At 67.7% G+C, this 22,126-nt stretch carries 24 protein-coding genes and 1 riboswitch; of the genes, 12 read left to right on the forward strand and 12 right to left on the reverse strand.

Annotated elements, in window-relative coordinates; all coding sequences use genetic code 11:
- Window positions 1–58: 58 nt before the first annotated feature.
- The gene (locus BLP88_RS07865; RefSeq protein WP_074588263.1) at window positions 59–1,204 is read left to right on the forward strand and encodes a GGDEF domain-containing protein; all 1,146 of its coding nucleotides are present in this window, start codon (window positions 59–61) and stop codon (window positions 1,202–1,204) included.
- A gap of 23 nt (window positions 1,205–1,227) precedes the next feature.
- Here the strand turns inward: BLP88_RS07865 and moeB are convergent, their stop codons facing one another.
- Entirely contained in the window at window positions 1,228–2,427 is a 1,200-nt protein-coding gene (moeB, locus tag BLP88_RS07870) for a molybdopterin-synthase adenylyltransferase MoeB (protein ID WP_074588265.1), read from the reverse strand.
- Window positions 2,428–2,512: 85 nt separating this feature from the next.
- Between moeB and BLP88_RS07875 the strand changes: the two genes are divergently transcribed.
- The 3 genes from BLP88_RS07875 to BLP88_RS07885 are packed head-to-tail and all read left to right on the forward strand — an operon-like array spanning window position 2,513 to window position 3,780.
- The gene (locus BLP88_RS07875) at window positions 2,513–3,169 is read left to right on the forward strand and encodes a TetR/AcrR family transcriptional regulator (RefSeq protein ID WP_373366883.1); all 657 of its coding nucleotides are present in this window, start codon (window positions 2,513–2,515) and stop codon (window positions 3,167–3,169) included.
- A gap of 50 nt (window positions 3,170–3,219) precedes the next feature.
- Window positions 3,220–3,444 (forward strand): DUF3107 domain-containing protein, encoded by a 225-nt coding sequence (locus BLP88_RS07880; RefSeq protein ID WP_070347817.1) that lies wholly within the window; start codon window positions 3,220–3,222, stop codon window positions 3,442–3,444.
- Between the two features lie 33 nt (window positions 3,445–3,477).
- The gene (locus tag BLP88_RS07885) at window positions 3,478–3,780 is read left to right on the forward strand and encodes a hypothetical protein (protein ID WP_074588266.1); all 303 of its coding nucleotides are present in this window, start codon (window positions 3,478–3,480) and stop codon (window positions 3,778–3,780) included.
- A gap of 59 nt (window positions 3,781–3,839) precedes the next feature.
- On the opposite strand, the gene BLP88_RS07890 is transcribed toward BLP88_RS07885, so the two are convergent.
- The 4 genes from BLP88_RS07890 to BLP88_RS07905 all read right to left on the reverse strand — a co-directional run bounded on the left by BLP88_RS07890 (window position 3,840) and on the right by BLP88_RS07905 (window position 6,531).
- Complete coding sequence (locus BLP88_RS07890) at window positions 3,840–4,181, reverse strand: 4a-hydroxytetrahydrobiopterin dehydratase (protein WP_074588268.1); 342 nt, start codon at window positions 4,179–4,181, stop codon at window positions 3,840–3,842.
- A gap of 20 nt (window positions 4,182–4,201) precedes the next feature.
- Complete coding sequence (locus tag BLP88_RS07895) at window positions 4,202–4,999, reverse strand: thiazole synthase (protein WP_074588269.1); 798 nt, start codon at window positions 4,997–4,999, stop codon at window positions 4,202–4,204.
- Window positions 5,000–5,002: 3 nt separating this feature from the next.
- Window positions 5,003–5,239 (reverse strand): sulfur carrier protein ThiS, encoded by a 237-nt coding sequence (gene thiS, locus BLP88_RS07900; protein WP_074588270.1) that lies wholly within the window; start codon window positions 5,237–5,239, stop codon window positions 5,003–5,005.
- Window positions 5,236–6,531, reverse strand: a complete 1,296-nt coding sequence (locus tag BLP88_RS07905; RefSeq protein WP_074588425.1) for an FAD-dependent oxidoreductase — start codon at window positions 6,529–6,531, stop codon at window positions 5,236–5,238. The genes thiS and BLP88_RS07905 overlap by 4 nt, the downstream gene beginning before the upstream one ends.
- Window positions 6,523–6,642: riboswitch (TPP riboswitch) on the reverse strand. Its footprint overlaps the gene before it by 9 nt.
- A 27-nt stretch (window positions 6,643–6,669) precedes the next feature.
- Here BLP88_RS07905 and thiE point away from each other — a divergent pair.
- Complete coding sequence (gene thiE, locus BLP88_RS07910; protein ID WP_074588272.1) at window positions 6,670–7,347, forward strand: thiamine phosphate synthase; 678 nt, start codon at window positions 6,670–6,672, stop codon at window positions 7,345–7,347.
- A 106-nt stretch (window positions 7,348–7,453) separates the two neighbouring features.
- Here the strand turns inward: thiE and BLP88_RS18595 are convergent, their stop codons facing one another.
- Window positions 7,454–7,966, reverse strand: coding sequence for a DUF805 domain-containing protein (locus BLP88_RS18595; protein WP_175453518.1), 513 nt, complete (start codon window positions 7,964–7,966; stop codon window positions 7,454–7,456).
- A gap of 196 nt (window positions 7,967–8,162) precedes the next feature.
- On the opposite strand from BLP88_RS18595, the gene BLP88_RS07920 reads away from it, so the two are divergent.
- The 3 genes from BLP88_RS07920 to BLP88_RS07930 all read left to right on the forward strand — a co-directional run bounded on the left by BLP88_RS07920 (window position 8,163) and on the right by BLP88_RS07930 (window position 12,527).
- On the forward strand, window positions 8,163–9,668 hold the full coding sequence (locus tag BLP88_RS07920; protein ID WP_074588427.1) for an RNB domain-containing ribonuclease: 1,506 nt from the start codon (window positions 8,163–8,165) through the stop codon (window positions 9,666–9,668).
- 265 nt (window positions 9,669–9,933) lie between these two features.
- Window positions 9,934–11,628: a DEAD/DEAH box helicase gene (locus BLP88_RS07925; RefSeq protein WP_074588273.1), complete on the forward strand. Its 1,695-nt coding sequence runs from the start codon at window positions 9,934–9,936 to the stop codon at window positions 11,626–11,628.
- 8 nt (window positions 11,629–11,636) lie between these two features.
- Window positions 11,637–12,527 carry a DNA-methyltransferase gene (locus BLP88_RS07930; RefSeq protein ID WP_074588274.1) on the forward strand — a complete coding sequence of 297 codons (891 nt, stop codon included), beginning with the start codon at window positions 11,637–11,639 and terminating at the stop codon, window positions 12,525–12,527.
- Between the two features lie 31 nt (window positions 12,528–12,558).
- On the opposite strand, the gene BLP88_RS07935 is transcribed toward BLP88_RS07930, so the two are convergent.
- Together BLP88_RS07935 and BLP88_RS07940 are read right to left on the reverse strand one after the other, a co-directional pair.
- Window positions 12,559–12,921 (reverse strand): hypothetical protein, encoded by a 363-nt coding sequence (locus BLP88_RS07935; RefSeq protein WP_074588275.1) that lies wholly within the window; start codon window positions 12,919–12,921, stop codon window positions 12,559–12,561.
- A gap of 121 nt (window positions 12,922–13,042) precedes the next feature.
- Window positions 13,043–13,891 (reverse strand): PHP domain-containing protein, encoded by an 849-nt coding sequence (locus BLP88_RS07940; protein WP_074588276.1) that lies wholly within the window; start codon window positions 13,889–13,891, stop codon window positions 13,043–13,045.
- 254 nt (window positions 13,892–14,145) lie between these two features.
- Between BLP88_RS07940 and BLP88_RS07945 the strand changes: the two genes are divergently transcribed.
- On the forward strand, window positions 14,146–15,717 hold the full coding sequence (locus tag BLP88_RS07945) for an aminopeptidase P family protein (protein ID WP_074588278.1): 1,572 nt from the start codon (window positions 14,146–14,148) through the stop codon (window positions 15,715–15,717).
- A 105-nt stretch (window positions 15,718–15,822) separates the two neighbouring features.
- On the opposite strand, the gene BLP88_RS07950 is transcribed toward BLP88_RS07945, so the two are convergent.
- Complete coding sequence (locus BLP88_RS07950; protein ID WP_245679802.1) at window positions 15,823–16,749, reverse strand: YflT domain-containing protein; 927 nt, start codon at window positions 16,747–16,749, stop codon at window positions 15,823–15,825.
- Window positions 16,750–16,825: 76 nt separating this feature from the next.
- Here BLP88_RS07950 and BLP88_RS07955 point away from each other — a divergent pair, with 76 nt between their 5' ends.
- Genes BLP88_RS07955 through BLP88_RS07965 form a run of 3 tightly spaced genes read left to right on the forward strand, consistent with a single transcriptional unit; the run spans window position 16,826 to window position 19,950 of the window.
- Window positions 16,826–18,109, forward strand: coding sequence for a magnesium transporter (locus BLP88_RS07955; RefSeq protein WP_074588281.1), 1,284 nt, complete (start codon window positions 16,826–16,828; stop codon window positions 18,107–18,109).
- Window positions 18,090–18,818, forward strand: coding sequence for a DUF1003 domain-containing protein (locus BLP88_RS07960; protein ID WP_074588282.1), 729 nt, complete (start codon window positions 18,090–18,092; stop codon window positions 18,816–18,818). The genes BLP88_RS07955 and BLP88_RS07960 overlap by 20 nt, the downstream gene beginning before the upstream one ends.
- Window positions 18,819–18,822: 4 nt before the next feature.
- Window positions 18,823–19,950: an Mrp/NBP35 family ATP-binding protein gene (locus BLP88_RS07965; protein WP_074588284.1), complete on the forward strand. Its 1,128-nt coding sequence runs from the start codon at window positions 18,823–18,825 to the stop codon at window positions 19,948–19,950.
- Window positions 19,951–19,974: 24 nt separating this feature from the next.
- Here BLP88_RS07965 and BLP88_RS07970 read toward each other — a convergent pair whose 3' ends face one another.
- Genes BLP88_RS07970 through sigE form a run of 3 tightly spaced genes read right to left on the reverse strand, consistent with a single transcriptional unit; the run spans window position 19,975 to window position 21,956 of the window.
- Window positions 19,975–20,367, reverse strand: a complete 393-nt coding sequence (locus BLP88_RS07970) for a twin-arginine translocase TatA/TatE family subunit (RefSeq protein ID WP_074588285.1) — start codon at window positions 20,365–20,367, stop codon at window positions 19,975–19,977.
- Between the two features lie 43 nt (window positions 20,368–20,410).
- Window positions 20,411–21,307: a hypothetical protein gene (locus BLP88_RS07975; protein ID WP_074588287.1), complete on the reverse strand. Its 897-nt coding sequence runs from the start codon at window positions 21,305–21,307 to the stop codon at window positions 20,411–20,413.
- A gap of 7 nt (window positions 21,308–21,314) precedes the next feature.
- Window positions 21,315–21,956 carry an RNA polymerase sigma factor SigE gene (gene sigE / locus BLP88_RS07980; RefSeq protein ID WP_175453519.1) on the reverse strand — a complete coding sequence of 214 codons (642 nt, stop codon included), beginning with the start codon at window positions 21,954–21,956 and terminating at the stop codon, window positions 21,315–21,317.
- Window positions 21,957–22,126 lie beyond the last annotated feature (170 nt).

Raw genomic sequence — 22,126 nt, forward strand, 5'->3', positions numbered from 1 at the left:
GGATTGAAGCGCCGCGATCCCGGGGGTGCTGCACTGACGGATTCTGGGAGGGTCGTCAATGGTGCTGGATGTTTCAAGCCTGAAGCTCACGCTGGGAATCGTCGCGCTGACGTTGAGCATCCTGTTCTTCAGTTCGTTCCGCCGCACCCGTTCGCCCTACAGCGGCTGGTGGTGCCTTGCCCTGGGCCTGTTGATGGCCGGGAACATCATGTACCTGATGACGGGAACCCCCCAGCAGGTCTGGGCGAACCCGGCAGGGAACGCCCTGCTGGTGGCCGGGGCGTTCAGCGTCTGGGCCGGTTCCCGGTCCCTGCGGCTGCGTCCAACGCCCCGGTGGCTGCTCCTGTCCGGGCCGGCTTTCACGGCCGTCTCGGCCGCGATCGAGAACCCCGGCTCCGATGCCTGGGCCGGAGGTTTCGTCTACCTGCTCATGATGACTGCCGGCATGGCCCTCGCCACCAGGGAACTGGCGCTGCTGAGGACCACCGACTACCAGGCCCACCGGGAACTGGCCCTGGCCGCGGGAATCCTGGCCGGGTACTACCTGTTGCGGGCATGCGTCTATACGATCGAGGGGCCGGAGGGTCCCGTATTCACCACATACTTCAGCTCGGCGTTCACGAGCATGCTCACCATCGTGATGCTGGTGACCGTGTCGTTCAGCATGACGGCGCTGAGCAACGAACAGCTCATCGCCAGGCTCAACGAACGGGCCAGCCGTGACGGACTGACCGGGCTGCTCAACCACACCACCTTCATGGAACAGGCAGCACAGGAAGTCCGTCGGCTGCACAACGCCGGCTCCGTCTCGACCGTGATCCTCGCCGACCTGGACAACTTCAAGGCCATCAACGACGCCCACGGCCACGCCGTGGGCGACACCGCCATCCGGGCCTTCGCCGCCGCGTGCCGGGCCGCCATCCGGCACACGGACCTCGCCGGCAGGTACGGCGGGGAGGAGTTCGTCGTGCTGCTCCCGGGTGCCGGCCACGAGAGCGCCCGGGTCATCGCCGAGGCCATCAACCGCAACCTGGCGGCGGCCGAACCTCCCGAAGGGGTGTCTTTCCCCACCGTGAGTTACGGCATTGCGACCACCACGGCCGGTGACCTTGCCGAGACAATCGGCGCCGCGGACGGCGCCCTGTACGAGGCCAAACGGCTGGGACGGAACCGCATCGTCACCGCCCGGCTCCCGAAACGCTAGCCGGAGCCCAGGACGGCGCCGCCTCAGTACACCGCCTTGTGCGGTTCCACCTCCCGCACCCAGGCCAGGATGCCGCCGTCGAGGTGCCTGATCCGCGTGTAGCCTGCCTTGCGGGCCGCCGCCATCACCGAAGCGGAGCGGGCCCCGCTCTTGCAGTGGAACACAATGTCCCTGTCCTGCGGCAGTTCCGCCCAGGCCTCGCCGGCCAGGATCCGGCCCTGCGGGATCAGCACGGAGCCGTCGATATTCACGATGTCATGCTCACCGGTTTCCCGGACATCCACCAGCTCGAAGTCCCGCTCCCCCGCTTCCCGGGCTTCGAGCATGCCTGCCAGTTCGGAGGCGCTCACGGTGGGCACGCTGCCGGCGTCCGCCGCGGGCGTGATGCCGCAGAAAGCTTCGTAGTCGGTGAGTGCGGTGACCGGCTCCGCTTCGGGGTCCTTTGCCACCTTGATCTCGCGCCAGCTGCCTCCCAGGGCGTCAAAGAGTGCCACGCGGCCCAGCAGGGAACGCCCGACGCCGGTAATCAGCTTGATTGCCTCGGTCACCATCAGGGAGCCGACGGCGGCGCACAGCATCCCGAAGACGCCTCCCTCGCCGCAGGACGGCACGGAACCGGCCGGAGGAGCCTCGGGGTACAGGTCACGGTAGCTGGGGCCGTGCTTGGCCCAGAACACGCTGACTTGGCCGTCGAAACGGAAGATCGAGCCCCACACATAGGGTTTGCCGAGGATCTCGGCGGCGTCGTTGACGAGGTAGCGGGTAGCAAAGTTGTCCGCGCCGTCCAGGATGAGGTCGTATCCGGCGAAGAGGTCCAAGGCGTTGGAGGAGTCCAGGCGTTCCTTGTGGAGCTGGACAGTGACCAGCGGGTTCAGTTCCAGGATGGCGTCCCGGGCGGACTCGATCTTGGGGCGGCCGACGTCGGACACCCCGTGGATGATCTGGCGCTGCAGGTTGCTCAGGTCCACGTCGTCGTCGTCGATGATGCCGATGGTGCCCACACCGGCCGCTGCGAGGTAGAGCAGGGCCGGCGAGCCGAGGCCGCCCGCGCCGATCACCAGCACTTTTGCGTTCTTGAGGCGGCGCTGACCCACCGATCCGATCTCCGGAATAATGAGATGGCGCGAGTAGCGCTCAACCTCGTCGGTGCTCAATTCCGCGGCGGCTTCCACCAGGGGAGGCAGCGGGGCGGGCGCGGTGGGGGCAGCAATTGCATTGGCCATACTTCAATCTATGCCTGCCGCTGCCGACAGGTCATATTACCGCCGCGTAAAGTGGTCATAACTGCAAAGGAAAGGCGGCAGACAAGTGGCTGAAAGCGCACGCACACAGCAGGCGGTACCGGCAAAGCAGGAGCGGGGCGGGGCCGCGCGCTCGGCCAGGCTTCCGCGGGATGAACGCCGCGCGCAGCTGCTTAATGCCGCCCTCGAGGTGTTCGTGGCCAACGGTTTCCATGGCGCGGCCATGGACGAGATCGCCGAGACCGCCCGGGTCAGCAAACCGGTCCTCTACCAGCATTTCCCGTCCAAGCGCGAGCTCTACATGGCCCTGCTGGACAGCCATCTGGCCACGCTTACGGAACTCATGCTCGGCGCCCTGAATTCCACCACGGACAACAAGCAGCGTGTGCAGGCGGTGATGCGCGCCTACTACCAGTTCATCGCTGCCGACGACCAGGCCCACCGGCTGGTGTTCGAATCAGACCTGATCAACGATCCGGATGTGAGTTCCCGGCTGGAGACGTTCAACCGCACCTTTGCCGACGCCGTCGCGAAAGTCATCGCCGAGGACACCAAGCTGCCGCCGATGGAAGCCCAGCTGCTGGGCCGCGGCCTGGCCGGAATGGCCCAGGTCAGCGCCCGGTACTGGCTGGAGACCGACGGCGGGCTGGACCTCGATGTGGCCAGCGAGCTGATCTACCGTTTAGCTTGGCGCGGAATCAGTCGCTTCCCCAAAGAGTCCTAAGCTAAGAATGAAGTACTAGTAACCCCTTTTACCGGCTGGGAGGCCTTGCTGTGGAAGTAAAGATCGGCATTCAGAACGTTGGCCGTGAGATCGTGCTGGAATCTGCGCTCGATGCCGAGTCCGTTGCGAAGATCGTCGGCGAGGCCATCTCCAAGGGCACCGACCTGCGCCTGAGCGACGAAAAGGGCCGCCAGGTCATCGTCCCGGGCAGCGTCCTGGGCTATGTGGAGATCGGCGCCGAGGAAGTGCGCCGCGTGGGCTTCGGCGCCCTCTAGACCTTTCAGCGAACCAGCCAGCCGGGAGTATCCATGCTTTCTCTTGTCATCGTCGCCTTGGTCACCGTTGCCGCGGGCTTCATCGTGTGGGCGAACGACAGGCGCCACAGCAAGTACGGCATCACCCTCCCGGCCGGCGTGGCGCTGGCGGTCGGCATGCTGAGCTGGATCGTCTTCATCCTGCTCGGGTTCGGCTACCAGCCGGGGCTGACCTGGATCCCGTGGGTTCTGCCCATGGTGCTGGGCACGGCGGCCGCCATCGCCGTCGTCGTATATCTGGGCCGGATCCGCACTGCACGGGATACAACGAAACTGACCGCGGCGCTGCGTCTTTAGGCACCTTGGCATAACTGTGGCCACCAACCGGACGGTTGGTGGCCACAGAGCGTTAAAGCTCAGCCGGCGGGCGGGAAGCGGTCCGGCTGGGCCGTGGCTCCCGCGGCCGCGGCCGCGTCGCTGCACCGCCGTGCCGCGGTGACGTCGCGTGCGGTGACGGCCGTGCCGGCGTCGTGCGAGGTGAAGAGCAGGAACACCCGGTTGTAGCGCCAGTCCAGGTCCGGGTGGTGGTTCAGCTCCTCAGCAATCCGTCCGACGGCGGCAATCAGCTCCAGCGCCGCCGCGGACGTGGGCAATTTGTACACAGTGACGAGCCCGCCGGAACGGTACTTCCAGTCCGGCAGCCCGGCCAGGGCCTCGTCGATCCCTGCCTGGTCCAGGACGTCTTTCGCTTCGCTCATGGCACTCCTTGCAGAACCCGTCAGAGGAATTCGGCGCGGCCTTCCATCGCCGAGGAAGCCAGTGCGTGTTCGCGGCGCGGGATCCGGCCGGCCTGTTTCGCCAGCCTACCGGCCACCACCGCGTGTTTGAAGGCCTCCCCCATCTGCACCGGGTTCTGGGCCCGGGTGACGGCGGTGGCCAGGAGCACGGCGTCGCAGCCGAGTTCCATGGCCAGGGCGGCGTCGGAGGCCGTTCCGATGCCGGCGTCGAGCACCACCGGAACGGAGGCGCGGGAGACGATGAGTTCGATGTTGTGCGGGTTCAGGATGCCCAGGCCGGTGCCGATCGGCGAACCGAGGGGCATCACGGCGGTGGCTCCGAGGTTCTCCAGGCGCAGGGCCAGCACGGGATCATCGTTCGTGTAGGCGAAGACCTTGAAACCGCGGTCGACCAGTTGCTCGGTGGCGTCGACCAGTTCGACGGCGTCCGGCAGCAGGGTGTGTTCGTCGGCGATCACTTCCAGCTTCACCCAGTCCGTTTCGAGGGCTTCGCGGGCCAGTTCGGCAGTCAACACGGCGTCCTTGGCAGTGAAACAGCCGGCCGTGTTCGGCAGCACGCGGATGCCGTTGTCCAGGAGCAGCTGGAACAGGGACCCCGTTTCCGCGGGCGAGTACCGCCGCATGGCCACGGTGGTCAGTTCGGTGCCGGAGGCGATCAGGGCGGCGCCCAGGCCATCCAGGCTCGGTGCCCCGCCGGTGCCCATGATGAGCCGGGAGCCGAATTCGACGCCGTCGATCACCAGGGGATCGTTGTGTGTCCGGATGCTTGTGGTGGTCATGGTTCAGCCTCCCTGTACCGCGGTGACGATTTCCAGTTCGTCGCCCTCTGCGAGCGCCGTGGCAGCCCACTGGCTGCGCGGCACCACCGCGGAGTTGCGGGCGACGGCGACGCCGATCTTGCGTCCGTCCGTCGCCTGGCCGCTGGGGTCCAAGGCGCGCCCGGTGAGTTCGGTGACGAGGGTGGTGACCGAGGCGCCGTCGCCGATGGAACGGTGGTCCCCGTTGAGTTTGATGTTCATGCGTGGTCCTTGATGGTGGCTGGTGCCGGGGTGGGGTGGGTGTGGGTGAAGCGGTCGGGCCGGAACCTGGTCCAGCGTTCGTCGTGGCGGTGGTCCATGAGGCCCACGCAGATCTTCGCGGCAGCGGGGGTGAGCAGGACGCCGTGCCGGAAGAAGCCGGTAGCGACGATCAGCCCGGGCAGCTGCCCGCCGTCGTGATCCGTTGCAGCACGTCCGGTGCCGACGCGGCCCAGCAGGGGTGCGTTGTCGGGGGTACCGGGGCGGGCCCGGGCGGTGCATTCGAGCAGTTCCAGTTCGGCGACGGCGGGCAGCAGCACCTGGGCGTCCCGGAGCAGCTGGTACACGCCGCCGGCCGAGACGGCGCTGGCGGAGCTCGGCCCGTCTTCGCGTTGGCTCGCCCCGATCACCACGGTCCCGTCCTCCCGCGGGACGATGTATACGGGCACGCCGCGGACCAGGCCGCGGACTGTGGCTGTCAGCAGGGGCCGCAGGTGCGCGGGCACGCGAAGGCGCAGGATGTCGCCGTACACCGGCCGCAGGGGCAGGGCGAGGCCGTCAGGCAGGCCGCTCAGTCCGGCGGCATCCAGGCCGTTCGCAATGACGGTTTCGGTGGCCCGGATCCGGGTGCCGTCCGCCAGCTGCACTCCGGCCACCCCGCTGTCCTCCCACAGGAGCCCGGCGGCCGGCATGCTGAGCCGGAAACCCTCGCTCAGGCCATTGAACCCTGCGCCGTCCACCCAGCTGGGGTCCCCCGGCGTGTGCGCGCCAAGGCTTTCGAGGATGGCTGCGGCAAGCCGCCGCGGGTCGACCTGATGGTCCCCGGGAATTTCGAAAGCGCAGGAGATCTGCGGGCTGAGCAGGGGTTCGCGGTCCCGGGCCTCGCGCAGCGGCAACGCCCTGATCTGCAGGCCGAGGCCCAACTGCAGGTCCCGGAGGTCGGCAAAGGCGCGGCGGTCGGCGGCGTCGGCGCCCACGGCGAGGGTCGGCGTCGTGCGGTATCCGGTGCCCTGCGCCCCGGGCCGGATTCCTTCGACGAAGGCGGGCCATAGCTCCGAGGAGGCCAGCATGAGTTCGAGGAGGTCTTCCTCCTGGTAATGCAGTTCGCTCACGGGGGCCAGCATCCCGGCCGCGGCGAAGGTGGCGCCGCTGGCGGGCGCGGGGTCGATCACGACGACGGAGCGGCCCGAGCGGCGGGCCTCCTGGGCGATGCCGAGGCCTATGACGCCGGCGCCGATCACCGCGACATCCGCGGTGATGCACGGATTCGGGAGTTCCGGTTGAAGTGGGTCCATGGGGTCCTTCCCTACGCCGGCATTAACCGGATCAGGTCAAGCGGTCGGCGCTGAAGCCCTCTCAGCCGGACGGTCTTATTACGACCAGTCGCGGCTCCCGCAGTACCAGCCCAGTTTAGGGGAACTACTCTGGTTTCCATGACCCAGCACGTTCTGCACACCACTGCCCGTCTCTACCTGTGCACTGACGCCCGGAAGCAGCAAGGCGACTTCGAGCAATTTGTCGACGCCGCGTTCGAGGGCGGTGTGGACATCATCCAGCTCCGCGACAAGACGATCGAAGCGGCCGAGGAACTGGAACTGCTGGAGGTGCTGCACGCCGTGGCCCATCGCCACGGCCGCCTCTGGGCGGTCAACGACAGGGCCGACATCGCCTCCCTTTCGGGTGCACCGGTCTTTCACATCGGCCAGAAGGACCTGCCGCTGCGTTCGGCCCGGAAACTGCTGCATGACCCAACCGTGATCGGCCTTTCGACCCACACGCCCGAGCAGGTCGATGCCGCAATCGCGGCGTCCCCGGGCCGCAGCGGACTGGACTACTTCTGCGTCGGCCCGGTCTGGGCGACGCCCACCAAGCCGGGCCGGGACGCCGTCGGACTGGATCTGGTGAAGTACGCCGCAAGCGCCGTGCGGGCCGCGGACGAGGAACGCGTGGGCGGGGTAAACCTGCCGTGGTTCGCGATCGGCGGCATCGACCACGGCAACGTGGAGCAGGTGGTGCAGGCCGGCGCCAGCCGCATCGTGGTGGTGCGGGCCATCACCGAAGCCAGCGACCCGACGGCGGCGGCGCAGGCTCTGCTGGCGGCCCTCCCGTAACGTCGTCCCGGAGCCGGTCACAAACGGTTAGCAGGCGACGGCGGCCGCCGCCCGGGTGCTTGGGGCACCAAGGCGACGGCCGCCGTCGTTGTTTCAGCAGAGGCGCTCAGGCGCCGTAGCGTGCGCCTTCGGGCTTGGACTCGATGACCGTCAGGACCAGCAGGATGATGCCGCCGGCGAACGGGATCAGGCCCAGCAGGATGAACCAGCCGCTGCGCCCGGTATCGTGCAGTCGCCGCACGGTCACGGCGAGGTTCGGCACCAGGTGGGCAAGGGCCCAGATGCCACCGAGCGCGCCAAAGATCAGGGCGGCGGCGGGGAAGCTCTGGCTCGCAAGCTGTTGCTCGGCCAGCGTGCTGGCAGAGGCAACGGACGCCGTGTAGCCGCCCAGCGCGATGGAATAGGGAATCCACAGCACAAAGCTGACGATCGCCTGGTAAAGGGCGACCCACCAGTATTCGCTGCGGTTGGAGCGGCCGGTGAATTCGGCGTAGCGCCGGTAGTACTGCTTGATGGCCTCGACGAAGCCGACCTGTGCGCGCGGGGCAAACGTCCGCGGCTGTGCATACGGCGAAGCCTGGCCGCTGTAAGCCTGGCCCGCCGGATTCTCGTAACTCATTGAAAGATCCCCCTCGAAGAATGAATGCGATGTGGCGGGGGCGCTGCTCATATCCCCCACGGGCAACATTAGGCGCACACGCATCAGGAGGAAACCACCAGTGCTCCCCATTGACGCGAAGCGCAACATGCGTCCCGGGGCGGCCGGCAGCTGGCTTTCGTTTTCAGCCCAAACCGGATCGATTACGCTGACTTTTGTGCCACATCATCGGATAGCCCCGAATGTCAGCGATACATCGAACCAGCTGGCGGCGGCACTGGCTGCCCTGCGGACGGAACTAGAGCTGCCGGAGGCCTATCCCCTCGATGCACTTGCGGAAGCCCGGAACGCCGTGGCGTCGCACGCGCTGCCGGCACTTGACCTCGACCACCTTCCCTTCGTGACCATCGATCCCGCCAGTTCAACGGACCTGGACCAGGCGCTGCACATCGAACGCGCCGGCGACGGTTACAAAGTCTTCTACGCCATCACCGACGTGCCGTCCTTCGTCGCCCCCGGCGGCGCATTGGACGAGGAGACGCGGCGGCGCGGCCAAACCTTCTACGCCCCGGACGGCCGCATTCCCCTGCACCCGGAAGTCATCAGCGAGCAGGCCGGCAGCCTGCTCGCCGGGCAGCGCTGCGGCGCCTTCGTCTGGGAGTTCGCCCTGGATGCCGCCGCGGAAGTCCAGTCGGCGTCGGTCCGGCGGGCCAGCGTCCGCAGCCGCGCGAAGCTCAACTACCGCGACGTCCAGGCGGAGATCGACGCCGGAACGGCCGCACCCGTCCTGCAATTACTCAAGGAGGTGGGACTGAAGCGCGTGGAACTGGAACGCCGGCGCGGCGGTGCCAGCCTGAACATGCCGGAGCAGGAAATCGCGCCCCTGCCGCTGGGCGGCTACCGGATCGTGGCGGCGCCGTCGCTGCCGGTGGAGGACTGGAACGCCCAGATCTCGCTGATGACCGGCATGGCGGCCGCGGAAATGATGCTGGACGGCAAGGTGGGCATCCTGCGTACCATGCCGTCGCCGGACGAACGCTCCCTCCTGCATTTCAAGCGCCAGACGGCGGCCCTCGGCAAGCCCTGGAACAACGGCGACGGCGGCATCAGCTACGGCGAGTACCTGCGCACCCTGGACGCCTCGGACCCCAAGCAGCTTGCCATCCTGCATTCGGCGGGCATGCTGTTCCGCGGCGCCGGCTACACTCCCTTCGACGGCGATGTCCCCGAGGATGTGCAGCAGTCCGCGATCGGCGCCCCCTATGCCCACGCGACTGCACCGCTCCGGCGCCTCATCGACCGCTTCGTCCTGGTCATCTGTGAGGCCCTGAGCAGCGGCAACGGGATTCCCGCCTGGGCCCGCGAGGCACTGCCCGCCCTGCCGGCGATCATGGCCGCATCCGATCAGCTGGCCGGCAGGCTCGAGCGGCTGGCCCTGGACACTGTGGAGGCGGCGCTGCTGGTAAGCCATGTGGGCGAGGAGTTCGACGCCGTCGTCATTTCCGGCTCCAAACCAAACGGCTCCAAACCAAACGGAAGCAAGGCGAACGGCGGAAACGGCAACGGGAACGGCAACGGCCGCCCCTCCGGCATCGTGCAGATCGCCGAACCGGCGGTTACCGCCCGCTGCGAGGGCGAGATGGAGGCCGGCACCAAGGTGCGCGTGCGACTGCTGGCCGCCGACATCAACACCCGGCAGATTTCCCTCGAACTGATCGGCTGAGGCGGCGTCTTCAGCGGGCAAGCCGGAGAAACCGTTACACTTGACCCGTAGTAATGGATGCCCGGTCGTTGATTCATTTCCTTTTTGACTCAACAAGCCCGCACCTACGCGATCTTGAGATTTGCCCGCTGGTCACCAGTGCCAGTATTCAGATAGCCCGCGATCGGCTTCCACTGGACCTGCTTGCGCCCGTCCGTGCTCCGGAACGGCCCCGCCGCAACCGTTGAGCATGCAGCGCAGCCCAAATGAATAAGGAAACTCCCCTGTGAGTGAATTGCACACCCATGAAGTCCTGAGCGACGGCAATGAATCGATCGAGCCCGAGGAGACCATCACCTCGGACGAAACTCCCCACGAGATCGAAGAAAAGTCCTTCGCCGACTTCAACGTCCGTGCCGACATCGTGGAATCGCTGGCCGACGCCGGCATCACCCACCCCTTCCCCATCCAGGCCATGACCCTCCCGGTCGCCCTCGGCGGCCATGACATCATCGGGCAGGCCAAGACCGGTACGGGCAAGACGCTTGGCTTCGGCATCCCGGCCCTGCAGCGCGTTGTGGGCCAGGACGACCCCGGCTTCGACAAGCTTCCCGTCCCGGGCGCCCCGCAGGCGCTGGTCATCGTACCCACCCGTGAGCTCGCGGTGCAGGTGGCCAACGATCTCCAGACCGCGTCCCGCAAGCGCAATGCACGCATCGCCACCATCTACGGCGGCCGCGCCTACGAGCCGCAGATCGAGGCCCTGCAGAAGGGCGTCGAGCTCGTGGTCGGCACCCCGGGCCGCCTGATCGACCTCTACAAGCAGCGGCACCTGAGCCTGAAGAACGTCCGGATCGTGGTCCTGGATGAGGCCGACGAGATGCTGGACCTCGGCTTCCTGCCCGACGTCGAAACGCTGATCGCCGGCACACCCGCGGTCCGCCAGACCCTGCTATTCTCGGCCACCATGCCCGGCCCGGTCATTGCGATGGCCCGCCGCTACATGACGCAGCCCACGCACATCCGTGCGGCCGACCCGAACGACGAGGGCCTGACCAAGCGGGACATCCGCCAGCTCATCTACCGTGCGCACAGCATGGACAAGACCGAGGTCGTCTCCCGCATCCTGCAGGCCCGTGGCCGCGGCCGCACCGTCATCTTCACCAAGACCAAGCGCACCGCCGCGAAGGTGGCCGAGGAACTGGTGGACCGCGGCTTCGCGGCCGCCGCCATCCACGGCGACCTCGGCCAGGGCGCCCGTGAACAGGCGCTGCGTGCCTTCCGCAACAACAAGGTGGACGTGCTCGTGGCCACCGACGTCGCTGCCCGCGGCATCGACGTCGAGGACGTCACCCATGTCATCAACTACCAGTGCGTGGAAGACGAGAAGATCTACCTGCACCGCGTGGGCCGCACCGGCCGCGCCGGCAACAAGGGCACCGCCGTCACTTTCGTTGACTGGGACGACGTTCCGCGCTGGGCCCTCATCAACAAGGCCCTGGGCCTGAACGTGCCCGAACCGGTGGAGACCTACTCCTCGTCCCCGCACCTGTACACGGACCTGGACATCCCCGAGGGCACCAAGGGCCGCCTGCCGCGGGACAAGCGCGTGCTGGCCGGCGTCGACGCCGAAGTCCTGGAGGACCTCGGCGAGACCGGCAAGAAGAACTCCCGTTCCGGAGGCCGCGGCGGAAGGCGCGACGGCGGACGCCGCCAAGGCGGTTCCGGCAGCTCCGCATCCGGCGAAGGACGGTCCGGCGAAGGTCGGTCCGCCGGCGAGGGCGGCCGCACCCGCACCCGTCGCCGCCGCAGTGAGGGGGAGGCAGCACATGCCGAAGGCGCAGCCCGCTCCGCCTCGTCGTCCGACGCCACGCAGTCCGGTGAGGCCGCCGGCGAGAAGCCGGCCCGCACCCGGCGCACCCGTACCCGCCGCCGCAACGGCGAGGTTGTCTCCACCGCGGCCGAGAACGCCGAGGCATAACGCCGTCAATGACTGACACTGTTTGGGCGCCGGACGGCAGCAACCTGGTGGTGCATGCGGACAACGCCGCGTTCCTCCCTACGCTGCCGGACGGCGCCTTCACACTGATCTACGTTGACCCGCCCTTCAACACGGGCAGGGTGCAGCGCCGCCAGGAAACGCGCATGGTCCGCAACTCCGACGGCGAAGGTGACCGGTTCGGGTTCAAGGGCCGCTCCTACGACACCATCAAGGGTGCCCTGCACAGCTACGACGACGCCTTCAGCGACTACTGGTCCTTCCTGGAGCCCCGGTTGCTCGAAGCCTGGCGTCTGCTCTCGGACGACGGCACGCTGTACCTTCACCTGGACTACCGCGAAGTGCACTATGCCAAGGTCATGCTGGATGCGATCTTCGGCCGGGAATGCTTCCTCAACGAGATCATCTGGGCCTACGACTACGGCGCCCGGGCCAGGAACCGCTGGCCCACGAAGCACGACAACATTCTCGTCTACGTGAAAAACCCGGCGAAGTACCATTTCGACAACGACGAAGTGGATCGGGAGCCCTACATGGCCCCCGGCCTGGTCACCGAGGCCAAGCGGAAAAAAGGCAAGCTGCCCACCGACGTCTGGTGGCACACCATCGTCTCCCCCACCGGCAAGGAAAAGACCGGCTATCCGACGCAGAAGCCCGAAGGGCTGGTGCGCCGGATCGTTTCGGCCTCAAGCCGGCCCGGGGACTGGTGCCTGGACTTCTTCGCCGGTTCCGGCACGCTCGGCGCGGTCGCCGGGAAGCTCGGCCGCAGGTTCGTCTGCGTGGACCAGAACGCCCCGGCGATCGAGATCATGCGCACGCGGCTGGACGGCAAAGCCGAATTCGCCGAACTCCTTCCCGTCGAGCAGGTTCCCGCGGACTGACCGTCCATTGGCCGGACCCGAAGGGCCACACCTAACCGCAGCCGTGCATCAACTGGATGCCGTGCTCGGTCTGGCGGTTCTCAAAACCGGCGCCGGCCGAGTCGCAGAGCGCGTTCACCAGCAGCGCGAAGCCTTCGCCGTTCTGGTAGTTTCCGCCGCTGCCGGGCACGCCGGGAACGGTGCCCGGAGGCAGGAAGACCCAGGCTCCCCAAGCCTCCACGAACGCCCAGTTTCCGTTGAAATGGACGTTGCTGCTGATATCCGGGATGAACACCCATTCGGTGCCCGTGTACGCCGGCCGGCTGACGTTGTTACAGTCCAGCGCGTTCGCTGCGGCCGGAACAAACATGAGGGCTGCGGCAAGGGTCGCGGCAGCCAGGGATTTCCTGAACATGGTTTCTCCATCGACGAGTACGTAAACAGCGTTGCGATGAGACCTCGATCAATGCGGCGGCTGGCCGCTCCCCAGCACCGGAAACACTACTCGGGCACGCCGGGTAGTCAAGACACTTCCGCTATGCCCGCACAACCCCGCAGCCGGTGCCCAGTTCCTCGATCCGGGCCAGCACCGCCGGGCTGGTGACGTTCTCGCCCAGCAGGTTCACCTTGCCCGCGCCGTGGTAGTCGGAGGAGCCGGTCATGAACAGCCCGTTCTCGGCGGCGAAGCGGCGCAGGAACTCCCTGCCCTGTTCGGGGTTGTCCCGGTGCTCGACCTCCAGGCCCAGCAGGCCGGCGTCGACCATTTCCCGGTAGGTGCGTTCGCCCACCACCCGTCCGCGGGCGGATGCCACCGGGTGGGCGAACACCGGCACGCCGCCTGCGGCCCTGACGAGTTCGACGGCGAGCGCAGGCTCGGGCGCGTAATGCTGCACGAAATAGCGCGAACGGGAACTCAGGATGGCGGTGAAGGCCTCAGTGCGATCGGCGACGGCGCCCGCGGCCACCAGCGCGTCGGCAATATGCGGCCGGCCCACGGTGGCGCCCGGTGCCACGTGATGGATGACGTCGTCCCAGCTCAGCGGGTAGTCCTCGGCCAGCAGGCTGACCATCCGCTGGGCGCGGGTCAACCGCGCGTCCTTGGACTTGGTGATCTCCTCCAGCAAGCCGGGGTGTGCGGGGTCGTGCAGGTAACTCAGCAGGTGGACGCTGATTCCTTCTTCCGTGCGGCAGGAAATCTCCATGCCGGGCACCAAGGCCACGCCGTGCTCCAGGGCTGCCGCGGAAGCCTGAGCCCACCCGTCGGTGGAATCGTGATCGGTCAACGCCACCACGTCCAATCCGGCGGCCGCAGCGGAGCGGATCAGCTCGCCCGGCGTCTCGGTTCCGTCCGAAACATTGGAATGGGTGTGCAGGTCGATCTTCACTTTCCCAGCGTAGTCCCCACCGGCTCCCAAACCTCGCTGCGCTCGGCGCGGGTCCCTCGCCGGCGTGGGCCCAACCACCGGCTCCCAAACCTCGCTGCGCTCGGCGCGGGTCCCTCGCCGGCGTGGGCCCAACCACCGGCTCCCAAACCTCGCTGCGCTCGGCGCGGGTCCCTCGCCGGCGTGGGCCCAACCAGCCCCGGCCCGGCCGGAACGCCGCGTTGGCCGGGGCCGTGAACTGATGGGAACATGGGAGCGTGAACGATGCAGAAACCACCCAAAATTCAGCTGAACAGCCCCTGGAAGACCGCGTCAACAACCGGTCCCAGCGGCCCGCCTCCGATGCCTTCAAGGCTTTCATGGCCAGCAATTGGGCTCCCGCCGCGCAGGTGACCCCCGTGCGCGATGCCGTTGCCGACCATGCCGCCGCCCGCCGTCGGGCGATCTCCGACAAGTTCCCGGGCGTCCGGCTCGTCATCCCGGCCGGACCGCTGAAGGTCCGCTCGAACGACACCGACTACCGCTTCCGCCCCCACTCAGCTTTCGCCCACCTGACCGGCCTGGGCCTGGACCACGAGCCCGACGCCGTGCTCATCCTGGAACCTGTCGAGGAAGGTACCGGCGACGACGGCGGCAACCACCGCGCGGCCCTCTACTTCCGCCCGCTGGCCGGCCGGGACACCGAACAGTTCTACGCCGACGCCCGCTCGGGTGAATTCTGGATCGGCGCCCGCCCCACGCTCGCCGAGTTCGAAGCGCGCCTTGGCCTGCCCACCGCGCACATCGACGAGCTCGAGGTGGCCATCACCAAGAATGTTGGCGCCCCGGAAATCGGCGGCATCTCCATCCGCCTGGTCCGCAAGGTCGACGAAAACATCGACGCGCTCGTGGACACCGCCCGCTACAACACGGCCAAGGACCCGGAAAACCTGGACCTCGCCGAACTGGACGCCCTGGACGAGCTCCTCAGCGAAGCCCTCTCCGAACTGCGTCTGCTCAAGGATGAGTGGGAGATCGAGCAGATGAAGACCGCCGTGGCCGCCACCGTGGAAGGCTTCTCCGACGTCGTCCGGGCCCTGCCTCGCGCCCTGACCCACGAGCGCGGGGAACGCGTCGTCGAAGGCGCCTTCTTCGCCCGCGCCCGCGAGGAAGGCAACGAGCTCGGCTACGACACCATCGCCGCTTCCGGCAACAACGCCACCGTGCTGCACTGGACCCGCAACAACGGCAAGGTCAATGCCGGCGAACTGCTGCTCCTGGACGCGGGTGTGGAGGCCGAATCGCTCTACACCGCGGACATCACCCGCACCCTGCCGGCCAACGGCACCTTCTCGGACGTCCAGCGCAAGGTCTACGAGGCTGTCCTCGACGCCGCCGACGCCGGGTTCGCCGCCGCCCAGCCGGGCGCGAAGTTCCGTGACATCCACGCCGCGGCCACCAAGGTCCTGGCCGAGCGCCTCGCCGAGTGGGGCCTGCTGCCGGTCTCCGTGGAGGAAGCCATCAGCCCGGAGGGCCAGCAGCACCGCCGCTGGATGCCGCACGGCACCAGCCACCACCTGGGCCTTGACGTCCACGACTGCGCGCAGGCCAAGCGCGAACTGTACTTGGACGGCATCCTCACCGAGGGCATGGTGTTCACGATCGAACCCGGCCTGTACTTCAAGAACGAGGACCTCGCCATTCCGGCGGAGTACCGCGGCATCGGGGTCCGGATCGAGGACGACATCCTCATGACTGCAGACGGTCCGGTCAACTTGAGCGCGGCCCTGCCCCGCAAGGCTGCGGACGTCGAAGCCTGGATGGCCGGCATCTACGAGGACGCCGAGTAGTCCCAGCCGCAGTCCCGACGTACGAAAAGGGGCGGGTCACCGGAAGCTTTCCGGTGACCCGCCCCTTTTGCCGTGCATTCCCGCCGGGGAAAGGCCCGACGGCGGCTACTGCTGCCGGCGGGCGTCCTCGCCCTCGGCGTTGCTGCGTTTGTCATGGCGGGCGCTGCCGTCGTGAGCGGTGCCGTCGTCATGAACGGTACCGTTTTCCTGCAGGTGCTCCGCTTCGGCGGGCGCCGGGGAAACCTCCCCGGGTTCCACGCGAACGCCGTACTGGGGCCGGCCGTCCGGAAGGTCCGCGTAATGCGGGTGGGCCGGTGCCACAGGGACCTGCACGGCGGGCGGTGTTTCCGGCTGCGGTGCGGCACCGCCGTCGTTGGCGCGCTGGCCGTATTCGGCGCTGCGCTGGCCGTACGGATCGTGCCATCCCGCGGGACGTTCCGGGGCCTGGCCGGGCTGCTGGTACGGGGGCTGCTGCGGCTGCTGGTAGGGCTGGTGCTGGCCCTGGTGGCCGTAAGGCTGCGGGGCACCGGCGGCCTGGGCCGGGTTCATCGGCAGTTGATGGAGCAGGCGTCGGGCCTCCTGTGCCGCTTCGAAGGCCACGATGACGTCGTAGTTGCTGGCGACCACCTGGCTGGTGGAGGTGAAGTCGCGCTTGCCACGCTGCATGGCATAGGTGACGATCCCGAACAGCATGAAGAAAGCAGCACCCATCAGCACCGAGGTGATGATGGAGAACGCACCGCCGGTCGGCGAGAAGAAGGACAGCATAACACCGACGAACAGGCCGAACCACATGCCGCTCAACGCACCGGACAGCGCCACCCGGGGGTAGCTCAGCCGGCCGGTCACCCGTTCCACCATCTTGAGGTCGTTTCCCACGATGGAAACGTGCTGGACGGGGAACTGCTGGTCCGCCAGGTAGTCCACTGCCTTTTGGGCATCAAGATATGAGGTGTAAGAGCCGACGGTGTCGCCCTGGGGGACGCTCCGGGACTCCTCCGTAGCCTTGGGTGCACCGAAAATGTTTGCCATAGCCCCATTCTGTCGCATGCACATGTGCGTCGGCTGAAATTCAGCTAAAAGAGAGCAGACTCGGTAGCCTGTAGAGGTGAGCACACAACCATCCCGCGTCTTCGTTGCGCGCCTGCTCGGCCTCGATGTTTTCGACCCCTTGGGCGATCGTCTGGGCCGCCTGCGCGACGTCGTCGTGCTCTCCCGCGGAACCCGGGGTGCACCGCACGTGGTGGGCATCGTCGTCGAGGTTCCCGGCAAGAAGCGGGTCTTCGTGCCGATGACCCGCATCACCTCCATCGACCAGACCCAGATCATCTGCACGGGCCTGGTGAACCTGCGCCGCTTCGAGCAACGCGGCGCCGAAACCCTCGTGGTCGCCGAAATGTTCGACCGCCGCGTCACGCTCGCCGACGGCAGCGGCGACGCCACCATCGAAGACATCGGGATGGACCAGCACCGCTCCAAGGACTGGTTCGTCAGCAAGCTGTTCGTCCGCCGCGGCCACTCGCTGTCGCCGCTCAGCCGGCTGCGCCGGAACGAGACCATGATCATCGACTGGGCCGACGCCCAGCAGGGTGCCCGCACGGAACCGCAGGCCGCCACCCAGTTCGTGGCCACCCACGAGGACCTTAAGCCGGCCGACTTCGCCGAAGCCCTCCAGGAGATGAGCGACAAGCGCCGCCTCGAGGTGGCCAGCGAACTGCAGGACGAACGTCTTGCCGACGTCCTCCAGGAACTCCCGGAAGACGACCAGGTGGAGATCCTTTCCGCCCTCGACGTCGAACGCGCCGCCGACGTCCTCGAAGAGATGGACCCGGACGACGCCGCCGACCTCCTCGCCGAGCTGCCCTCCGCCCAGGCTGAGGAACTGCTGCAGCTTATGGAACCGGACGAGGCCGAGGACGTCCGACGCCTGCTCGAATACGACGAGGACACCGCCGGCGGCCTCATGACCCCGGTTCCGGTGATCCTGCCACCCGAGGCCACCGTGGCCGAGGCCCTCGCCCATGTGCGCCGCGAGGAACTCTCACCAGCCCTGGCGTCCTCGATCTTCATCACCCGCCCGCCGCTGGAGACGCCCACGGGCCGTTTCCTCGGCGTCGTGCACATCCAGCAACTGCTGCGCTTCCCGCCGCCGGAACCGCTCGGCAACCTCGTGGACAAAAACCTGGAGCCCCTGTCGGACCACGCCCACATCAGCGAGGTCGCCCGGACCCTGGCCACCTATGACCTCAATTCCCTTCCGGTCGTTGACGACGCCGGCCGCCTCGTGGGGGCGGTGACTGTTGATGACGTGCTGGATCACCTGTTGCCCGATGACTGGCGCGCCCATGAGGATGACGCCCCCGTAAAGAAGCTTGGAGGCCGGATTGGCTGACAACACACCGCCCAAGCCCGGCACCCGCAGCAGCAAGCTGCCCTCCTTCGGCGGCCTCGACACCCCGCTGAGCGGCCGCAAGCGGATCTTCCCCAAGTTCTCCCCCAACCCGGACGCCTTCGGCAACGCCACCGAAGGCTTCGCCCGGTTCATGGGCACGCCGCAGTTCCTCGTCTACATGACCATCTTCTGTGTGGCCTGGCTGGCCTGGAACAGCTTCGCGCCAAAGGAGTGGCAGTTCGACTCCCAGGCACTCGGCTTCACCCTGCTCACCCTCATGCTGTCCCTGCAGGCTTCCTACGCTGCTCCCCTGCTGCTCCTTGCGCAGAACCGGCAGGACGACCGGGACCGCGTTTCGCTCCAGCAGGACCGTCAACAGGCGGCACGCAACCTGGCCGACACCGAATATCTCACCCGGGAACTGGCATCGCTGCGTATCACGCTGCGCGAGGTCGCCACCCGCGACTACGTCCGCGCCGAACTGCGCTCCATGCTGGAGGACCTGCTCGAGGCGCAGGAAGAACTGCTCGCAAGCGACACCGCGGAAGGCGGCGACGGCGAAGCCCCGCGCGAGAAGGTGCGGGAAAAGCTGAAGGAAAAGCGGGACAAGCAGCGCAACCCGCGCACCCAGCAGATCCCCAAGATCCGCCCGCAGACGCAATCCACCGGCCAGCCGTCCGGCAAGAACCAGCCCGAAAGCCGCAACTGAACACATGAGCTCCCCCTCCCAAGAGGCACTCGAGGCCGCCCTGGCCACCGTCATCGACCCCGAACTCCGCCGCCCCATCACCGAACTCGGAATGCTGGAATCCGTCAGCGCCGATGCCTCCGGCGTTGTCCGCGTGGCCGTGCTGCTGACCATCGCCGGCTGCCCGCTGCGGGACACCATCACGGCCGACGCCACGGCTGCCCTTTCGAAGGTTCCCGGCGTCACCGGCGTGGACGTCGAACTCAAGGTCATGGACCAGGCCCAGCGCGACGCCCTCAAGGAGCGGCTCCGCGGCCCCGGCGGGCAGCGCGGCGTCCCGTTCAACCAGCCCGGCTCGCTCACCAAGGTGTACGCCGTCGCAAGCGGCAAGGGCGGCGTCGGGAAGTCCTCCGTGACCGTCAACCTCGCCTGCGCCCTGGCGGCCCGCGGCCTGCGGGTGGGCATCGTGGACGCCGACGTCCATGGCTTCTCCGTACCCTCCCTCATGGGCATCACCCAGCCGCCCACCCGCGTGGACGACATGATCCTGCCTCCCGTGGCTTACGGGGTGAAGGTGATCTCGATCGGCATGTTCGTCGAGGGCAACAAGCCCGTGGCCTGGCGCGGCCCCATGCTGCACCGCGCGCTCGAGCAGTTCCTCACGGACGTCTACTTCGGCGACCTGGACGTCCTGTTCCTGGACCTCCCGCCCGGCACCGGCGACATCGCGATTTCCGTCGCCCAGCTGCTGCCGGGTGCGGAAATCCTGGTGGTCACCACGCCGCAGGCGGCTGCCGCGGAAGTCGCCGAGCGCGCCGGCACCATCGCCGCGCAGACAGGCCAGAAGGTGGCCGGGGTCGTGGAAAACATGTCATTCCTGGAAATGCCCGACGGCGGCCGGATGGAACTGTTCGGAAGCGGCGGTGGGGAGCTGCTCGCCAAGCGGCTGGGCGCCGTGGTTGAAAGCGACGTGCCGCTGCTGGGCCAGATTCCGTTGGACATCCGCCTGCGCGAAGGCGGGGACGCGGGACGGCCCGTGGTGTTGGCGGCTCCGGAGACGGCGGCTGCACAGGCCCTTCAGGACATCGCCGGCAGGATCCAGTCCCGGCCGCGCGGACTGGCGGGCATGCCCCTGGGAATACAGCCCCGCTAGCCGGAAACCCGGGGGCTGCTTGGGCTAGGTGGCTTCGCTGTCGAAGGGAGCGGCTTCGCCCTCGGCGAGGCGTTCCACCACGCGCGCGGGCGGGTGCGGAGCCGACTCGGCCGCGACGGCGGCGGCCGCAGCGGCAGGGGCACCCGCGCTGACCGGCTTCGTGTCGTCGTCGAGCAGCGCTTCCTTGATGATGCGGCGCGGGTCGTACTGGCGCGGATCGTATTTCTTCCAGTCGACCTCATCGATGTCGATGCCGACTTCTTCCTTGATCTGCTCCCGGGCGCCGGACGCCATGCGGCGCACCTCCTTGACCAGGTTCGCCAGTTTCTGGGTGTATTCGGGCAAACGGCTCGGGCCGATCACCAGCACACCGATGATCAGCAGGAGCAGGAACTCCGGGCCATTGATTCCAAACACGCTACGAAGATTACCCTGTCCGTTGCCCCGCCCAGAAACCAGCTCAGAATCCGGCGAGGTTGGCCAGGGTGCGAAGGCCGCGCCGCACCCGGTCCTGCCAGTTCTCCGGTGTTCCGGGAGCCGGGGAGAGCAGCGAATCACCGACGCGCACGAGCTCCGGGACGGCATCGTCGGCCTTTTCCGCGGGCAGGTCGGAGGCATAGCTCAGCACAGCGGCCGGAGAGCGGTAGACGGCCTCCCAGCGGCTCCCATGGCTAAGCGAGAGGCGGGCACCGGAGGACGTGTCCCCCTGGAGGTGCTGCTCCACCACCGTTGCGTGATGCGTGCCGTCAGTCAGCTCAAGTTCGACGGCGGGATGGCCGTCCTGCATGATGGCGCGTGCGGAGACCACCCGGAAGCCCAGGCCGGAAAGTTCCGGGCAGGCCCATCCCTTGCTGCGCAGTTTGGCCAACTGGGCAGGGCTGAGCTCCACGCTGCCGTCCGCCGCGCCGGTGTTGCCGGGAAGCGCCGGCTCAAAGGCAAGGTTGCCGGACAGGGAAGTTCCCACGAGGCTTCGCACTTCACGGTCGGCCGCACCGGCGGCGTCAGCCTGTACGTCGCCGCCGACCACATAGGCGGCAGCGGCGAGGGCGCCGGCGCTGATCAGGAGGCCGCCGGCGGCAATCCCCGCCGCCCGGAAAACCGGCATGACGCGGCGCGGGCCGCCTCCCGTTTCAGGGCCGGCATCGCTCGATTCGGCAATTCTGCGTGTCTGTTCAATGAGCCGCGCGGTCAGTTCCTGGCTGGCTTCGGGCACGCTCGCTTTGCGCAGCCGTTCGATGTACTGGCGTTCCCGGCGCACCTCGGCCTGGCATTGCGCACAGTCCTTGAGGTGCTCCGGTGTCCGCTTGTGCCGAAGGCCACGCCCGGACGCCGCCTGCCGCCCGTTCAGCAAACCCATGGCAACCTCAATGCAGGCCGGCGATCCGGGGCATCTTCAGCCGCGGCGCGCGCGCCTTGGCGGGTCGGGGGTCCCTGTGCGCGAGTTTTTCGCGCAGCATGGTGCGGCCACGGTGGATCCGGGACCTGACGGTGCCGAGCTTCACGCCCAGCGCCTCGGCGACCTCGTCGTAGGACAGGCCTTCAAGATCGCACAGTACGACGGCGGCCCGGAAGTCGGGCGGGAGTTCCTCCAGTGCGCGCTGCACATCGAGATCCAGGTTGTTCAGTTCAAAGCTCTGCTCCGGGCCCGGTTCCTGGCCGGGAAGGCGAGACTCGGCGTCCTCGGCCAAGGCGTCGAAACGGATGCGGCTCTTGCGCCGGGCCTGGTCCAGGAAAAGGTTCGTGGTGATGCGGTGGAGCCAGCCGTCCAGCGTGCCCGGCTTGAAGTTCTCCAGGGAACGGAACACCCTGACAAAAACCTCCTGGGTGAGGTCTTCGGCGTCGAACTTGTTGCCCGTGAGCCGGTAGGCAAGGCGGAAGACCTTGGCCGAGTGGTTCTGCACCACTTCTTCCCAGGTGGGCGCGACCCATTCTGCGGTTGCTTGTTGCTCTGCGCCGGTAGTCTCCACGGCCGTTGTACGGGATGGCGCAGCAATTGATGCCGGCATCGTCCGCTCCCCTCGCACCCTTTCTTCACCCGGTGCTATGGTGCCGCCACCGCTCGGATGGCCGGACAAACATCATCGCAGGGTTCGCTGGGAGTTTCCTGACCGCGGCCGCTTTTACCCTCAGGGCTGATTTTCGCGCCCGACGTGCCGGACACAGCGGCGCCGCAGCC

It is taken from the genome of Arthrobacter cupressi (assembly GCF_900099975.1).
GTDB lineage: Bacteria > Actinomycetota > Actinomycetes > Actinomycetales > Micrococcaceae > Arthrobacter > Arthrobacter cupressi.

Coding starts and splice junctions, on each gene's coding strand:
- moeB (WP_074588265.1), bottom strand. CDS start 2,427: ATGGCCAATGCAATTGCTGCCCCCACCGCGCCCGCCCCGCTGCCTCCC.
- BLP88_RS07930 (WP_074588274.1), top strand. CDS start 11,637: ATGACTGACACTGTTTGGGCGCCGGACGGCAGCAACCTGGTGGTGCAT.
- BLP88_RS07885 (WP_074588266.1), top strand. CDS start 3,478: ATGCTTTCTCTTGTCATCGTCGCCTTGGTCACCGTTGCCGCGGGCTTC.
- BLP88_RS07975 (WP_074588287.1), bottom strand. CDS start 21,307: ATGGGTTTGCTGAACGGGCGGCAGGCGGCGTCCGGGCGTGGCCTTCGG.
- BLP88_RS07950 (WP_245679802.1), bottom strand. CDS start 16,749: ATGGCAAACATTTTCGGTGCACCCAAGGCTACGGAGGAGTCCCGGAGC.
- BLP88_RS07865 (WP_074588263.1), top strand. CDS start 59: ATGGTGCTGGATGTTTCAAGCCTGAAGCTCACGCTGGGAATCGTCGCG.
- BLP88_RS07965 (WP_074588284.1), top strand. CDS start 18,823: ATGAGCTCCCCCTCCCAAGAGGCACTCGAGGCCGCCCTGGCCACCGTC.
- BLP88_RS18595 (WP_175453518.1), bottom strand. CDS start 7,966: ATGAGTTACGAGAATCCGGCGGGCCAGGCTTACAGCGGCCAGGCTTCG.
- sigE (WP_175453519.1), bottom strand. CDS start 21,956: ATGCCGGCATCAATTGCTGCGCCATCCCGTACAACGGCCGTGGAGACT.
- BLP88_RS07890 (WP_074588268.1), bottom strand. CDS start 4,181: ATGAGCGAAGCGAAAGACGTCCTGGACCAGGCAGGGATCGACGAGGCC.
- thiE (WP_074588272.1), top strand. CDS start 6,670: ATGACCCAGCACGTTCTGCACACCACTGCCCGTCTCTACCTGTGCACT.
- BLP88_RS07905 (WP_074588425.1), bottom strand. CDS start 6,531: ATGGACCCACTTCAACCGGAACTCCCGAATCCGTGCATCACCGCGGAT.
- BLP88_RS07935 (WP_074588275.1), bottom strand. CDS start 12,921: ATGTTCAGGAAATCCCTGGCTGCCGCGACCCTTGCCGCAGCCCTCATG.
- BLP88_RS07895 (WP_074588269.1), bottom strand. CDS start 4,999: ATGACCACCACAAGCATCCGGACACACAACGATCCCCTGGTGATCGAC.
- thiS (WP_074588270.1), bottom strand. CDS start 5,239: ATGAACATCAAACTCAACGGGGACCACCGTTCCATCGGCGACGGCGCC.